General features: G+C 38.9%; 13 protein-coding genes. All 13 read left to right on the forward strand.

From position 1 onward, the window contains the following. Positions 1–114: 114 nt before the first annotated feature. The 13 genes from JCM9140_RS22465 (at position 115) to JCM9140_RS09520 (ending at position 16,381) form a co-directional block, all read left to right on the forward strand. Positions 115–1,257, forward strand: coding sequence for an ATP-binding protein (locus JCM9140_RS22465; protein WP_052002167.1), 1,143 nt, complete (start codon positions 115–117; stop codon positions 1,255–1,257). A gap of 200 nt (positions 1,258–1,457) precedes the next feature. Beyond that, positions 1,458–3,185, forward strand: coding sequence for an ABC transporter ATP-binding protein (locus JCM9140_RS09465; RefSeq protein ID WP_034745339.1), 1,728 nt, complete (start codon positions 1,458–1,460; stop codon positions 3,183–3,185). Next, positions 3,178–4,998: an ABC transporter ATP-binding protein gene (locus tag JCM9140_RS09470; protein ID WP_034745341.1), complete on the forward strand. Its 1,821-nt coding sequence runs from the start codon at positions 3,178–3,180 to the stop codon at positions 4,996–4,998. The genes JCM9140_RS09465 and JCM9140_RS09470 overlap by 8 nt, the downstream gene beginning before the upstream one ends. Positions 4,999–5,404: 406 nt before the next feature. Next, positions 5,405–6,739, forward strand: a complete 1,335-nt coding sequence (locus JCM9140_RS09475) for a circularly permuted type 2 ATP-grasp protein (protein ID WP_369384413.1) — start codon at positions 5,405–5,407, stop codon at positions 6,737–6,739. 28 nt (positions 6,740–6,767) lie between these two features. Beyond that, complete coding sequence (locus tag JCM9140_RS09480) at positions 6,768–7,730, forward strand: alpha-E domain-containing protein (protein ID WP_034745343.1); 963 nt, start codon at positions 6,768–6,770, stop codon at positions 7,728–7,730. After that, positions 7,727–8,575 (forward strand): transglutaminase family protein, encoded by an 849-nt coding sequence (locus tag JCM9140_RS09485; protein ID WP_034745344.1) that lies wholly within the window; start codon positions 7,727–7,729, stop codon positions 8,573–8,575. The genes JCM9140_RS09480 and JCM9140_RS09485 overlap by 4 nt, the downstream gene beginning before the upstream one ends. Positions 8,576–8,767: 192 nt before the next feature. Then, entirely contained in the window at positions 8,768–10,420 is a 1,653-nt protein-coding gene (gene ggt, locus JCM9140_RS09490) for a gamma-glutamyltransferase (RefSeq protein WP_034745346.1), read from the forward strand. A gap of 50 nt (positions 10,421–10,470) precedes the next feature. Next, positions 10,471–11,046 (forward strand): chromate transporter, encoded by a 576-nt coding sequence (locus tag JCM9140_RS09495; protein WP_034745348.1) that lies wholly within the window; start codon positions 10,471–10,473, stop codon positions 11,044–11,046. Beyond that, positions 11,047–11,580, forward strand: coding sequence for a chromate transporter (locus tag JCM9140_RS09500; RefSeq protein WP_034745350.1), 534 nt, complete (start codon positions 11,047–11,049; stop codon positions 11,578–11,580). It begins immediately after the preceding gene. A 477-nt stretch (positions 11,581–12,057) separates the two neighbouring features. Then, complete coding sequence (locus JCM9140_RS09505) at positions 12,058–13,422, forward strand: NAD(P)-dependent oxidoreductase (protein ID WP_034745352.1); 1,365 nt, start codon at positions 12,058–12,060, stop codon at positions 13,420–13,422. 12 nt (positions 13,423–13,434) lie between these two features. Continuing rightward, positions 13,435–14,709: an NAD-dependent dihydropyrimidine dehydrogenase subunit PreA gene (gene preA / locus JCM9140_RS09510; protein ID WP_034745354.1), complete on the forward strand. Its 1,275-nt coding sequence runs from the start codon at positions 13,435–13,437 to the stop codon at positions 14,707–14,709. A gap of 13 nt (positions 14,710–14,722) precedes the next feature. Then, complete coding sequence (gene hydA / locus JCM9140_RS09515) at positions 14,723–16,147, forward strand: dihydropyrimidinase (RefSeq protein WP_034745356.1); 1,425 nt, start codon at positions 14,723–14,725, stop codon at positions 16,145–16,147. Positions 16,148–16,150: 3 nt separating this feature from the next. Beyond that, positions 16,151–16,381 (forward strand): hypothetical protein, encoded by a 231-nt coding sequence (locus JCM9140_RS09520; RefSeq protein ID WP_034745358.1) that lies wholly within the window; start codon positions 16,151–16,153, stop codon positions 16,379–16,381. The last annotated feature ends 157 nt before the right edge of the window (positions 16,382–16,538 follow it).

Raw genomic sequence — 16,538 nt, forward strand, 5'->3', positions numbered from 1 at the left:
TAGTTAAATTAAATAAAAAATGAGTGGTAAATGCAGGGTTTATTGTCTTGTGTGGCCTAACTTTTCGTGTTCAAAGCGGATCGTTAGGCTTTTTTGTTTGCTTAAGGAGGAAGTATGTTCAAGGTGAAAGTAGTAGAAATGATGGTGTTAGCTTTATTTGTAAGTGTTGGGTGTGTGTTGATTTTATATATGTTCCAAGGTTTTTTAGTGCAATTGGGGGCAACTGGCTTGTTTGTCTTCATGTTGTTATTTTATGTGCGTCGGAAGTGGGAAGAAGACGATCGTTTAAAAATGGCGTCTATCATGAAAGATGCGCCAATCGCCATTATGATTGTAAAAGAGCATAAAATAGTTAATTTGAATCAAAAGGCCTTAAATTTATTAATGGGTAGCAAGAAGAGGGTTATTCGTGGGAAGGATGTAACTGAATTTATTTCTTTTTCAAATAACCAGCTGACAAAAGTGTCAGGAGAAACCGTTGATGTTGAATTACAAAAGGCAAGTGAGGGTTTACAAGAAAAGAATCATACATTTGTTTTGTTCATTAAAGATCTTCAACAGGACAAGGAAAAAGAAGCGCTAATTCAGCATTATGAACAATTATCTGTATTAGGGGAACTCGCAGCTGGGATCGCCCATGAAATTCGGAATCCAATTACAAGTTTAAAAGGGTTTCTACAATTAATTGAAACGGATCATTCTAATTCAAGTTCTAAGTCCTATACAAAAATCATGTTATCTGAGATTGAACGCATTAATTTGATTGTCAGTGAATTGCTCGTCCTTGGGAAACCAAAAGAGTTAAATAAAAATAAACATCATTTTTTTGAAATTATTCAGTTAGTCGTCACACTAACAAAAACACAAGCAATTATCTATAATATCGAAATTAAATTCAACTTCGATCCGTCTTTAAAACATGTAAACATTTATTGTGACGATAACAAGCTTAAACAAGTATTTATTAATATTATTCGAAATGCTATTGAAGCGATGAAAAAAGAAGGAACGATTGTCATTGATGTCACACAAGTGAATGACCGGTTGAAAGTGGCATTTATTGATGAAGGCAAAGGAATTCCGAAAGAGAAGATGGAGAGCATCGGAAAACAGTTTTTTACAACGAAGGAGAACGGAACAGGTCTTGGCTTAATGATTAGCAATCATATTATAAAAGAGCACAATGGAAATATGACAATGGAAAGCGAAGAAGGAAAAGGGACAAAAGTGTTTATAGAATTACCAATAAACAGCTAGATGAAGACCGGTAAAAAGTCACTCATAGTATTCATAAAGGCTCAAGCATAACAGCTTGGGCCTTTTTTATATGGGAACTTCCCCCCTTCTACTTGTTGAAAAATTCAAAACAAAGATTAGAGGAAAGGAAAAAAATAGGCTATAATGAACACGTTGTTTCGTTATTCGAAAAAAGAAGTGTTTGATGGGAGATGTAGATCATGTCGACCGTATTTGGGTTTTTAAAGCCATTTAAGCTTCCGATCTTTATTGCATTATTTCTTATGTTACTTGAGCTTTTTGTTGAGCTCATTCATCCGTTGTTGTTAGCAAAAATTATAGATGATGGGATTATACAGGAAGACTTCTCTGTTATTGTTCGCTGGGGAGGACTAATGGTTGGTCTTTCTTTTCTTGCCTTTATAGCTGGTGTGGTTAACTCTTTTTATGCAGCGCATGTAAGCCAAAGTACAGGCTTTCTCATCCGTTCATCCATGTATCAAAAGATCCAGATGTTTGCGTTTTCGCAATTACAGTGCTTCGAAACATCGTCTTTGATTACAAGGTTAACGAATGATGTTACGCAAATTCAAAACACGATTTTTATGAGTCTTCGCATTATGCTTCGTGCTCCTTTGCTCATTGTAGGCGGAGCGATCATGGCTCTTTTTATTAACGTGAAAATTGCTCTTATTCTAGTGATTGCTATTCCGCTTATTGTCCTTTTTTTAATTTGGATGATGAAAAAAGGGGGGACTCTTTTTAGTCAGGTCCAAGCTAAATTAGACAAAGTGAATCATGTGATGCGTGAGAATTTAACAGCAATGCGGTTAGTGAAAATGTTTGTTCGAAGTAAACATGAAAACAAAAGGTTTAAAAAAGGCAATGAACAATTAATGAATCATACGGTATCAGCATTGCGATTAATGGAGCTCACCATGCCGGTATTATTATTTTTAATGAACGTAGGGGTTATGGCAATTCTTTGGTTTGGTAGTTTTGAAGTGAATTCAGGTGGAGCCCAGGTCGGAGAAATTGTCGCGATTGTAAACTATGCGACCCGTATCACATCGGCTTTAACTGTATTTTCGATGATCATCATTGTCTTTTCACGTGCCCGTGCCTCTGCTGAGCGGATTTCAGAAGTATTAGAACATGGTAAGGAACAAAAGGACGAACAGCTTGAAAAAGAGCTAGAGAAGTTAGAAGGGTCTTTAACATTTGATCATGTTTCCTTTCAGTATCCAAATACACAGGGGGACGTTTTGAAAGAGGTTTCTTTCCACGTAGAGAAAGGAAAGACATTAGCGATTTTGGGGGCGACAGGGTCAGGGAAGTCGACGCTGGTTCAACTAATTCCAAAGCTTTACGAGGTGAACAAAGGAAATATCTTTATAGACAGTTTCAATATAGATGATCTTTCGTCTTTTCAACTACGAGATCAAATTGGGTATGTTCCTCAAGAAGTGTTTCTTTTTTCGGGGACGATAAAAGAAAACATTCAATGGGGAAAGCCAGAAGCGTCAATTGAAGATGTCATTGAAGCAGCAAAACATGCACAAATTCATGATCTAATTGAGCAACTGCCAGATCAATATGAAACGAAAATTGGACAAAAAGGGGTCAACTTATCTGGAGGGCAAAAACAACGACTATCGATCGCTCGGGCATTGCTCAGGAAGCCAAAACTATTACTCTTAGATGATTGTACGAGTGCGCTAGATGTGAAAACAGAAGGGCGTTTCTTGGAAGCACTAGAAGATTACTCATGTACAACCTTGCTCATTACACAGAAAATTAGTTCTGCTATAAAGGCAGACCAAATCATCTTGTTAGAAGACGGACAGATAATCGCTGAGGGTACACATGAGCAACTTGCAAAGAAATCTACTTTGTATCAAGCGATACTTCAATCTCAAGAGAGAGAGGAGGAGAGAGTAGATGTCTAATCAGCTTATAAAACCTTTTCAATATAAAAGAATTCCGTTAACAAGCACGGAACAAACAGAGACGATCCCGAATAATCACAAGAAAGCCAAACCTCGAGATTGGAAGAATACGTTAAGGCGAATTTGGCTGCTTCTTGCACAGCATCGAATGCATCTTTTTATCGTTGGTTTGTTCGTTGTGATTAGTTCTGCTTTAAGCTTGTTAGGTCCGTTTCTTGTTGGGATGGCGATTGATGAATTTTTGGTCACTCACAATGTGAATGGGCTGCTTCAGTTGTTAATGTACTTGTTTTTGATTTACATCAGTTATTCGATTAGCATTTGGCTTCAAAACTTTCTCATGATTGGAATTGCTCAAAAAACGGTTTATGAAATGAGAAGGCAATTGTTTACTCGTCTTCAAAAATTACCGATCTCGTATTTAGATAAACGCCAACATGGCGAACTAATGAGTAGATTGACAAATGATATGGAAAATGTCAGCACAACATTAAACAGCTCGGTGATTCAAATTTTATCGAGTGTTCTCACGTTTATCGGCATAATTAGTGTCATGCTTTGGCTAAGTCCATTATTAACTGTGATCACATTAGCGGTCATTCCATTAATGGTGTTTGGGTTAAAATGGATTACAAAAAGAACGAGTGTGTTTTTCAAAGAACAACAAAAGCATTTAGGAGAAGTGAACGGCTATATTGAAGAAACGATTACAGGTCAGAAAATAGTTAAGGCCTTTTCTAGAGAAGAGCATGTAATCGCCTCGTTTGCTGTGAAAAATGAAAAGTTAAAAGGGGCTGGCTTTTGGGCGCAAACTTACTCTGGCTTTATTCCGAAATTAATGAACGTATTAAACAACCTCAGTTTTGCTTTTATTGCAGGAATCGGTGGGATCTTAGCTTTTTATCAACTCATTACAATTGGAGTGATTGTGATCTTTGCTGAATATTCAAGGCAGTTTACGAGACCTTTAAATGATCTTGCCAATCAGTTTAATACACTATTATCAGCAGTTGCAGGTGCAGAGAGAGTGTTTGAGATTATTGATGAAGAGGAGGAGCGTGACCACCCCCATGCTCGTCAGGTCTCTTCGATTCAGGGAGATGTTTCGTTTGAACATGTGTCCTTTTCTTATGAAGCTAATCAGAAGACCATTGAAGATGTTAGTTTTCAAGTAAGAGCGGGAGAAACGGTTGCTCTTGTTGGGCCTACAGGAGCCGGGAAGACGACAATCATCAATCTGCTATCGAGGTTTTATGAACCGTCAGAAGGAAGAATTACAATTGATGGCGTCGATCTGAACGACATTCAATTAGTCAGCTTGCGTCAGCATATCGGCATTGTTCTTCAGGATACGTATTTGTTTCAAGGTACGATAAAAGAAAACATTCGTTACGGAAAACTTGAGGCGTCGGATGAGGAAGTAATGGAAGCGGCCAAAAAAGCTAATGCTCATTCGTTTATTTCTAAGCTATCAAATGGCTATGAGACGGTGCTTAATCAAGATGGAAGTGGAATTAGCCAGGGGCAAAAACAACTTCTTTCTATTGCGAGGGTGATGCTTGCCAACCCGTCTTTGTTAATCCTTGATGAAGCTACAAGTAGCATTGACACGATGACGGAAATGAATATTCAAATAGCATTGAAACGGTTAATGGAAGGCCGAACAAGTTTTGTTATTGCCCATCGGTTAAATACAATCAAAGAAGCCGATCAAATTATTGTGCTTAAAAATGGAAAGCTCTTTGAAAAAGGAACGCATGAACAGTTGCTGAAGCATAAAGGATATTATTATGATATGTGCAATAGGTCATAAAAGGAGATCTACTCTCTTTTTATGGCTTTTTTGCTTTTCTCACATAACAAAAAAGGAGGAGAATTGCTAATTTTGATTAGAAAGAGTAACAAGGAATGTCGAAAGTTTCTTTTAGTTGCTGATAAGATTTCTGACGTGGGAAATGGTTTGAAAAAGCCAATAGAAGGGTGAAAATCAAGGAGAAAGGAAAAGAGTGGGGTAATCGAGTGTGGTCTTGTAAGATTATTTTACACTTTATTCTGAAAATTTTGAAGGTAATTTAAAGTTATTGTCGAATGATTTAAAGCAAACTTCAAAGGTAGGTGCTCCGATTGATCAGAAATTATGCGGCTTCCAACGGCTTTTTTGATGAGATGTTTGAAGAGTTAAATGCTCCTCGTGCTCATTACCAACCACTATATGAAATATGTCAAAACTAGATAAAGAAGTGGTCAAGTCAAGGTATCAGTTAGCACAACAAAATTTTCTTCGTCAAGGAATTACGTTTACGGTTTACAACAATACGGAAGGAACCGAAAGAACGATGCCTTTTGATCCTTTACCACGGATTATTTCCAAAGAGGAATGGGCAAAAGTTGAAAAAGGTCTTCAGCAAAGAGTGCTGGCGCTAAATGCTTTTTTAGATGATATTTATTCTGAACAGAACATATTAAATGAAGGGGTTATTCCAAGAGACTTAGTTGTAACATCTCCTCATTTTTATCATCAAGTATATGGCATTCAAGTACCAGCGAAAAATCATATTTTTATTGCTGGAATAGATCTCATTCGTGATCATGAAGGAAATTATTTGGTACTAGAAGATAATATTCGTAATCCTTCGGGGCTTTCTTATGTGTTTCAAAATCGGTTTGTGATGAGAAAGTTATTTCCTGATTTATTTCAAGATTACTCTGTTGAATCGTTGGAAAATCAGCTTCACGAAATGCATGCTGCATTAAAATATATCGCACCTAATAAAAAGCAACAACCAACCATCGTCCTTCTGACACCTGGTGTCTATAATTCTGCTTACTATGATCATAGCTTTTTAGCAAAAGAAATGGGAATTGAACTAGTGGAAGCGCGTGATTTAGTTGTCAACAATCAGGTCGTTTATATGAAAACAACAAAAGGATTAAAACAAGTAGATGTGATTTATCGACGTATCGATGATGATTTCTTAGATCCACTTGTTTTCAGAGAAGATTCGTTAATTGGAATACCGGGATTGATTGATGCCTACCGAGCTGGGAATGTATCAATAGCTAATGGTGTCGGTAATGGAGTCGCAGATGATAAAGCTACATACGCGTATGTTCCGGACATGATCCGTTTTTATTTAAAAGAAGAGCCCATTTTAAATAATGTCAAAACATATCAGTTGTCAAAACAAGAGGATTTTGATTATGCTCTAGCTAATTTAGATCATTTGGTTTTTAAAGAAAGAAATTCGTCTGGTGGCTACAACATGTTAATAGGACCTCAAGCTACTGAGGAAGAGAAAGATTTGTTCCGTAGTAAAGTAATAGCTAACCCTAGTGCCTTTATCGCACAGCCTACCATTTCTTTATCTCAATCTCCGACGTTTACAGATGAGGGCATTAAAGGAAGACACGTTGATTTGCGGGCATTTGTTGTTTTAAACGAAATTCCACATGTCGTTCCTGGTGGATTGACTCGAGTTGCACTTAGGGAAGGGTCTTTAGTGGTGAACTCTTCTCAAGGAGGCGGGGGCAAAGATACATGGATACTAGATTAAGTCGCACATATAGAAAAGAGGGAAGAATATGTTGAGTCGAGTAGCTGATTCGCTTTATTGGTTATCGCTAAATATGGAGCGTGCAGATAACATTGCGAAGCTTTTATCTGTACGAACAATCAGCATGTTAGAAAACCATAACCTTAAGATCAAACAAGATGATGAATGGGAAGAATTAGTCAAAATAGCAGGTGACCTAGATCAATTTCAACAGTCCTATTCCCAGTGTAAGCGATCATCTGTTATCCATTATTTAGCTTTTTCAAAAGAAAATGCTAACTCGATACGATCGTGTATTGCGTTGGCAAGGGAAAACGCAAAAGGGATACGTGAAATCATTCCGATGGAAATGTGGGAAGTCATTAATGAGCTCTACTTAGAAATTCGAGACTTTCCTACATCAGATGTGACGATTGAACAATTGAACGATTTCTTTCAAAAAATTCTTGAAAAATCATTTCAATATCAAGGGATCATTACTAGTCTAATGCCAAGAGGTGATTCGTATTCCTTTATTATGTTTGGCAAGCATTTGGAGCGGTTGCGTAAGCTTTCACGAACCCTTGATGTTTACTATCATAAAAAAATAGCAGCGCGAGATAATATAGACAGTGTAAATTATCATTATTGGAGTGCGGTCTTAAGTACAGTAAGTGGGTACGAATCGTATTTGCAAAAGTATCAAGCTTTTATTGAACCGCTGCAAGTCGTAAATTATTTGGTTTTTGATGCAACGTTACCACGATCAGCAAACTTTAATGCTGAACGGATGATGTATGCTTTTTCTAAATTACAGGCTGATGGCGTGACGGATTATTCAAGAAGGCTATATGATACGTTACATGAATTAAAACGTGAAGTAAGTTACGAGTCTCTTAACGATATCTCTATTTCTCTTCACGACTATTTTCAAAAACTTCAGACATTATGTGACGAAGTAGGTAATGCCATTATGGATACTTACTACTTAGGAGAGATCAGTACATTATGAAATACGAAGTGCTCCAAAGCACTCATTACCAATACAGCATGCCAATAAGGCAAAGTATTAATCAAAGTATTTTTAAGCCTCTTTCTAATGACTATCAACAAGTGCTTTCGTATGACCAAGTAATTAATCCAGAAGCGTTTTGTTCTGAACATCGTGATTATTGGAATAATGATGTTGCGACTTTTTACATTTGGGCTCCACATCATGAATTACTTGTAAAAACGAAGTCTATGATTGAACTGAATCACCCGGTAATAGACATGAACATGACGAATGAGACTGAGATTGAAATGGATAGTGAGTCATTTAAGCAAAGGTTTGCTGAATTTTTGATGAAAACAGATTATACAACATTATCTGATGATCAGTTAGCGTCTATAAAAGAAGAACTAGGAAGCGATACAGTGGATCGCTATACGTTTGTGAAACGATTAAACACGTATATTTATGAACAGTATCAATACATGCCTGGATCAACCAATGTAAAAACAACGGCTGCAGAAGCGTTTAGTAAAAAAACGGGTGTGTGTCAAGATTTCACACATGTCATGTTAGCGATTTGCCGTTCTAAAGGGATTCCCGCTCGCTATGTAAGTGGATACATATACTCCGGTGAAGATGTGGCGATGCGGGGTGATTCGGTTACACATGCCTGGGTTGAAGTGTTTTTTCCACCCTATGGTTGGATTGGCTTTGACCCAACCAATAACATGCTAGCTCAAAATCAGCATATATGTGTAGCTACTGGTCGTGACTATGCCGATATTTCTCCGTTAAAAGGCGTTCATTATGGAAATGCAGAGCAAACGTTATCTGTTTCCATTTCTGTAAAAGCTATTAGTTAAATACGTAATAATGTGGTAGTCGCATAGGCAAATCTAGCTGCGACTACCCTTTTTGTTAAAGAGGTTTCTTAATTATCGGAATTTTATATTGAAAAAAACGACCTTTTTGTATTATTATTTAAATAAATAACTTCTTTTTGTTTGGAAAGTGTTGTGTTGTAATTTACAAAAGAAAAAGAAAGGGTGGTTTTGATGACATATAAACGTGAACAAGGGTATCGTTCGACGACAATGGGCCCTAGTGGTATGATTACGACCCCTCATTATTTGGCATCACAAGCGGGATTACATGTATTGCAAAATGGCGGAAATGCAATTGAGGCGGCGATTGCTGCAGCCTCGACGATTTCAGTTGTCTATCCACATATGAATAGCATCGGTGGCGACAATTTTTGGTTGATTTATAATGCGAAAACGAAAAAAGTAAAAGCATTAAACAGCAGTGGACGTTCTGGAGAACAGGCTACTATTTCCTTTTACAAAGAAAAAGGATTTGATAAAATTCCAGCTCGTGGTTATTTATCTGCTAATACTGTTCCAGGAGCTGTTGCTGGATGGGGAGAGGCTTATACGTATTCAACTGAAAACGTAGGACGTACTCATGAATGGAAGGACCTTTTGAACTACGCGATTGGTTACGTAAAAGAGGGTTTCGCTGTTACACCGAGCCAAGAACATTGGACAAATGTCAATATAGATGAGAACGATCATGAGTTTCGTTATCTCCAACGGTTTGATGAATTTTGCAAAACGTTCTTAAAAGCAGATGGTTCATCATACAAAAAAGGGGAACTCATGAAGCAGCCTGATTTGGCTAACACGTTACAAAAGATTGCTGATGAAGGGAGCAAAGCGTTTTACGAAGGGGACATCGCTAAATTGATAGTCGCCGATCTTCAAGAAAACGGCGGATTGCTCACATTAAATGATTTCAAAAACCACCAATCGAACTGGGTAGACCCTATTAGTGTAGAATACAAAGGTCATACAGCCTATAATTTGCCGCCGAATACACAAGGAATGGCATCACTTTCTATTTTAAATATCCTGAATAACTTTGATTTTGAAACGATCGAAGAAGGATCAACAGAGTATTATCATTTGCTTATCGAAGCGACGAAACTTGCATTCGCGGATCGAGACAAATGGTTGACGGATCCTGACTTTGTTGACATCCCAGTGGATGATTTGTTGTCCAAATCTCATGGGATGACTTTAGCAAATGAAATCAACGTACAATTATCAAAAGAGATGGAAAAGCAATTGGATCCAAAAGGGGATACCGTTTGGTTCGGTGTTGTGGATAAAGAAGGCAATGCAGTCTCCTTTATTCAAAGCATTTACCATGATTTTGGTTCCGGCATTATTCCGAAGAATACAGGAGTTTTATTGCAAAATAGAGGTAGCTTCTTTTCGCTTGATGAAAAGGAAATTAATTGTTTAGAACCGAATAAACGTACGTTCCATACATTAAATCCTGCTATGTTATTAAAAGATGATGAGCTTAGCCTCGTTTATGGCACGATGGGCGGAGAGGGTCAGCCGCAAACGCAAGCGGCTCTAGTGACAAGAATCATCGATTATCAGTTTGATGTTCAAGCAGCGATTGAAGCACCAAGATGGTTGTATGGACGAACGTGGGGCGCGAGTTCAAATAGTCTAAAAGTTGAATCACGAGTATCGGCAGAAGTGATTCAAGCATTGAAGAAACTTGGTCATGATGTAGAACTAGTTGATGAGTTTACCGACATAATGGGGCATGCAGGTGCGATACAAATTGATCAAAATAAGGTGAGGCATGGTGGTGCCGATCCGCGCGGAGATGGAGCAGCATTGGGGTATTAAAGTTTTTTATTTTTGTTTATTGTCGTAGTTATAAGTTTGGAGGTTTATAAATGAAAACTCACCTGCATCTATTTATTGCTTTTTTCAGGTCAGGTATTTTAGGTTTCGGAGGAGGCCCATCTGCAATTCCACTTGTACATAAAGAAGTAGTACAGACATTTAAGTGGATGAATGATGATGAATTTAGTGACGTTTTAGCGCTTGGGAATACGTTGCCTGGTCCGATTAATACGAAAATGGCTGGATATATTGGTTATCGGGTAGCCGGGGTGTTTGGGATGATTAATGCCGTACTCTCGTCCATTGTTCCGTCCATTTTAATGATGATTGTGTTGTTAACAACCTTAACAACCTTTAAAGATCAACCATGGGTAGAAGGAATGACTCGTGGGGTCATACCCGTTGTTGTCGTCATGATGGCTGTGTTAACGTGGGACTTTTTCAAAAAATCAAATCAAGGACTTGGTTGGAAAATTAGTGTGACACTGCTGCTTGTCAGTTTCTTATTGATTGAACTTGTTCATATCCACCCTGGAATTGTCATTGCGGCTCTTCTTGCTTACGCTCTTCTGAAGCCAAATAAGCAAAAAGAAAAGCAGAAGCAACAACAGAGAGGAGTGAATTAAATGATTTATTGGGAATTGTTTTTGGCCTTTTTTATTCCTGGTATATTAGGTTATGGGGGCGGTCCTGCATCGATCCCATTAGTAGAATATGAAGTAGTAGCGAAGTATCAATGGATGACGGTCGAAGAATTCAGTGAAGTATTAGCCCTTGGAAATGCATTGCCTGGTCCGATTGCAACCAAGATGGCTGGCTATATTGGGTATGAGGTCGGAGGAGTGTTCGGTGCGTTTATAGGTGTATTTGCTACAGTAGCACCTTCTTTGATTTTGATGATTGCCTTATTAGGAATTTTATATAAGTTTAAAGATTCACCTAAAGTAAAAAGCATGACATCTCTTGTACGTCCAACAATCGCGATTTTATTAGGTGTTTTAACGTACCGTTTTTTAGAAAGCTCGTATGTAGGTGCCGGAATCTGGCATACCGTGTTTTTACTAGTGGCAGCCTTTTTCTTATTAGAAAAGTGGAAAGTTCACCCTGCCTTTGTCATTGCAGGTGGGCTAGGATACGGAGCTATTTTCTTGAGTTTTTAAAAGTAAAAGGAGCGTAGTGAGGGGAATTCCTTCACAACGCTCCTATTTTCGTTAGTGTAAGACACTAGCCTTGCAGAAAACAGGGATTTTCTTACATAAGTTAGTGGGTAACCAGCCGCAGGGGAATGACACTACGCTTTCCGCGGGTGCCCGGTGAGCCTCCTCGGCTGTCGCCTGCGGGTCTCACACGTGGGTCACTGCTCCCGCAGGAGTCTCCGTGTCATTCCCCTGCTAGGGTTATTTTTTCATCTCTTGAGTGGTGTTTCCTTTTTTATCTCTACACATATATGTGTAGAGATTTATTGAAAAGTTTGTAAGGAAACCTTCTGAATGAAAAGTCAGATAGAACAAGACATGTTAGGATACGATTACAAAGAAATTCCAGATTTAAGTAATTGATCATCATCCACATCATTAAAATTCAGAATTGTCTTAATTATTATTCGTTTGTTGATTTTCATGAAGGAGGTCGATTGTGTGAGTCAAAACCATTCACTATTGGAACAGCTTCAATTGAATTTTCAGGAAGTAGATAACGGTCTTTCGAAGCAAGAAGCTTTAGAGGAAGCGAGTCGTTGTCTCTATTGTTATGATGCCCCCTGTATTCAGGCTTGTCCAACTGGAATTGATATTCCCTCTTTTATTAAGAAAATTGCTTCAGGGAATTTAAAAGGTTCAGCGAAAACCATTATGATGGAAAATCCAGTAGGAGCAAGCTGCTCACGTGTTTGTCCGACAGAAGAACTTTGTGAAGGATCATGTGTTTTAAATCATTCAACAAAACCGATTATGATCGGAAACTTACAAAGATATGCAACCGATTGGGCGATGAAAAATGAACAAGTATTATTTAAAGCAGGACGACAAAGTGGGAAAACAGTAGCGATTGTTGGAGGAGGTCCCGCGGGATTGTCTGCTGCACGGGAGCTTGCGCTATTAGGATATAAGGTAACGATTTTTGAGGCAGAAAAAGAAGCTGGTGGATTAAATACGTATGGAATTGTCTCATTTCGCCTTCCACAAGCTGTCTCCTTCTGGGAAGTAGAACAAGTAAAAAGTCTTGATGTTGAAATTCGTACAAATACAAAAGTGGGGGTTGATGTATCAGCAAGTGAATTAATGAAAAAGTTTGATGCGGTTGTCCTGGCGATCGGAATGGCTTCTGTACCGTTTGTTGGAATTGGAGGGGAAGAGGCAAAAGTGGTGCTTGATGCGATCGACTTTGTTAAAGAGACGAAATCGCAGGAATTAACAAGCGAGTATGTTGGGAAAAAGGTGGCGGTAATCGGAGCTGGGAATACAGCGATTGATGCTGCAACATGTTCGGTGCGTCTTGGGGCTGAAAATGTATCAATTGTGTATCGAAGAACAGCCGAAGAGATGACTGCCTATCCATTTGAATTTGAATTTGCTAAACAAGAAGGAGTCGAATTTAGATGGTTAACGTCTCCTAAAAAAATTGTGACAGATGATTCAGGTAAAGTGGTGGGACTTGAATGCATCAAAATGGAGTTAGGAGAAGCAAGTGAAGATGGTAGACGCCGTCCTGTCGCCATTGAAGGATCAGAATTCATCCTTGAAGTCGATGTAGTCATTCGGGCGATTGGTCAATCGCGGTATGTGGACCTTATTGAACAATTTGGCTTAAAGCATGATGATGGCGTTGTGGAGATTGATAAGGAAACCTACCAAACGTCGAACGAAAATGTCTATGCATGTGGGGATGTTATTTTTGGAAAGGGACAAGGAGAAGCAATGGTTGTCTCGGCTGCTCAACAAGGGAAGTTAGTAGCTTATCAAATCCATGCACAAGCGATGAAACTAGCGAGTGAAACAGCATAAGGAGGAGATTCAATGGTTGATTTACGAACAAATTTTGCTGGCATATCTTCACCGAACCCTTTTTGGCTAGCATCAGCGCCACCAACAAATTCTGGATACCAAGTACAACGAGCATTTGAAGCTGGTTGGGGTGGCGCCGTTTGGAAAACGTTAGGAGATCCTATTTTAAATGTTTCTTCACGATTTGCTGCTGTAAGCTTTAATGGCCAAAGAGTAGCAGGCTTTAATAACATTGAGTTAATTACAGACCGTCCGCTTGAAGTGAACTTAAAAGAAATTGCGGAAACAAAAAAACAATTTCCTAATCATACAATTATTGCTTCACTCATGGTAGAGCCACAACAAGAAAAATGGCATGAGATCGTCAAACGAGTGGAAGCGGTAGGGGTAGATGGCTTAGAGCTCAACTTCGGTTGCCCGCATGGAATGGCTGAACGAGGAATGGGTGCTGCTTCCGGACAAGTGCCTGAACTTGTTGAGAGGCAAACCTATTGGGTTAAAGAAGTGGCACAGACCCCTGTTATTGTCAAATTGACTCCGAATATAACAGATATCACAGTGACAGCAGAGGCGGCTGTTCAAGGTGGAGCCGATGCGGTCAGTATGATCAATACGATTAATAGTTTAGCAGGCGTTGATATTGATTCATGGAATACAATCCCGCACGTCGCAGGAAAAGGAGCGCATGGAGGATATTGTGGACCGGCTGTTAAACCAATTGCTTTAAACATGGTCGCAGAATGTGCAAGAAATCCACGCGTATCGGTTCCAATTTCAGGAATGGGTGGGGTTTCTGATTGGAAAAATGCCGTAGAATTCATGCTTATGGGTGCGTCTAATGTTCAAGTTTGTACAGCGGCGATGCATCATGGATTCCGAATTGTTGAAGACATGATTGATGGTCTATCAAATTATCTAGAGGAAAAAGGTCTCTCTTCAGTAAGTGAAATAGTTGGTAAATCCGTACCGCGTTTTTCCGATTGGGGAGATTTGGACCTGAATCACAAAATAGTGGCCAAAATCAATCCAGATACATGTATTAACTGTAATAAGTGCCACATCGCCTGTGAAGACACATCGCACCAATGCATTGATATGTTAAAAGATCCATCAGGAAAAAGTTATTTGCAAGTGAGAGAAGAAGATTGTGTTGGCTGTAATTTATGTTCAATCGTCTGTCCAGTAGATGGGGCAATTGACATGGTAGAAGTGAAAACAGGGTTGCCGTCGATGACATGGAACGAACGTCAAGCCATCGTTAGTAAATCAACAACCGTAAAAGCCTAATGGAGGGATCTCATTGAAAAAAGTGATAAAAAATGGAACGATCGTAACGGCATCAGACGAATACGTAGCTGACTTATTAATTGAAGAAGGAACGATTGCAGCCATCGGTAAAAATTTGCCCGAAGATGGAGCAGAAGTGATCGATGCAACCGGATTGTATGTGTTCCCTGGTGGAATTGATCCACATACTCATTTGGAAATGCCATTTGGTGGAACGGTGTCAAAGGATGACTTTGCAACCGGAACAAAAGCGGCGGCATTTGGTGGAACAACAACCGTCATTGATTTTTGCTTAACGAATAAAGGGGAACCTCTGCAAGCTGCAATTGATCGTTGGCATGCTAAGTCTCAAGACAAAGCCGTTATTGATTATAGCTTTCATTTAATGATTGGAGAAATCAATGATCAAGTATTAGAGCAGCTGCCATCTGTTATTGATGATGAAGGGATTACCTCTTTCAAAGTGTTTATGGCCTATAAAAATGTGTTTCAAGCTGACGATGAAACATTGTTCCGGACGTTAGTTGCTGCCAAAGATTTAGGTAGTCTGGTGATGGTTCATGCCGAAAATGGCGACGTAATTGAATACTTAACGAAACAAGCTCTAGCTAATGGTCAAACCGATCCAATCTATCATGCCAAAACACGTCCGTCTGAAATAGAAGGAGAAGCAACTGGGCGGGCTGCACAGTTGACGGGATTAGCGGATTCACAGCTGTATGTTGTTCATGTTTCGTGTGCAGAAGCCATTGAGAAAATAACAGAAGCGCGACAAAAGGGAATTCAAGTATACGGAGAAACGTGTCCGCAGTATCTCGTTCTTGATGAAACGTATTTAGAAAAACCTGATTTTGAAGGAGCTAAATATGTTTGGTCGCCACCTTTACGAGAAAAATCTCATCAAGAAGCTCTCTGGAATGCTTTAAAGGCTGGACATCTTCAAACATTAGGATCGGATCAATGTTCATTTGATTTTGTTGGTCAAAAAGATTTGGGTAAAGGTGATTTTACAAAAATACCAAACGGAGGCCCAATTATTGAAGACCGGGTCAGTATTTTATTTTCAGAGGGCGTAAAAAAAGGGAGAATTTCGCTTCAACAGTTTGTTGACTTAACATCAACGAGAGCAGCAAAACTATTTGGCTTGTTTCCTAAAAAAGGAACAATTTCAGTTGGTGCAGATGCAGATTTAGTTTTATTTGATCCGACCATTGAGCGTGTTATTTCAGCTTCCACACATCATATGGCGGTCGACTACAATCCGTTTGAAGGAATGAACATAACGGGCGAACCGGTCAGTGTGTTGTCACGTGGGGAATTTGTGATACGGGAAAAAGCGTTCGTTGGAACGGAAGGAGACGGACAATATATTAAACGTCAAAAGTTTGGAACGTCTGATTCATTACCTATGAAAACGTCTCTTCAAGTGGAGGTGTAAGGTTTGTCTGATTATCAACAGTTCATAGATGAAAAAGAGAAGATAGATCTTTTGTTTGAGCGAGGCTATGAAATTAAAAGGGTTATAGAGAATTTAAGTGGGGCATTCGTTGACTTTTCTCAGGTCATTTCTGGGAAAGAGAATGACTTTATCCAGCTTCATATTAAAACGGCTGAAGCAAGAAAATACTTTGTTACGAAAATGATTCAAGATCAAACAGAAAAAAGCATGTAATCGTTCTGGAGGTGTCGATAAAAGAGCAATCTTTAGACACCTCTTTTTCTAAGGCATTTCATGGTTCTTTATGTTTTGTTCCCTCTAAAACTTTTACATACTTATTATTTTTTTGGTTGACTGAATCTGTTGAAGAATGGTGTCTAAAAAGAACTGA

Source organism: Halalkalibacter wakoensis JCM 9140, assembly GCF_000513095.1.
GTDB classification, from domain to species: domain Bacteria; phylum Bacillota; class Bacilli; order Bacillales; family Bacillaceae_D; genus Halalkalibacter; species Halalkalibacter wakoensis.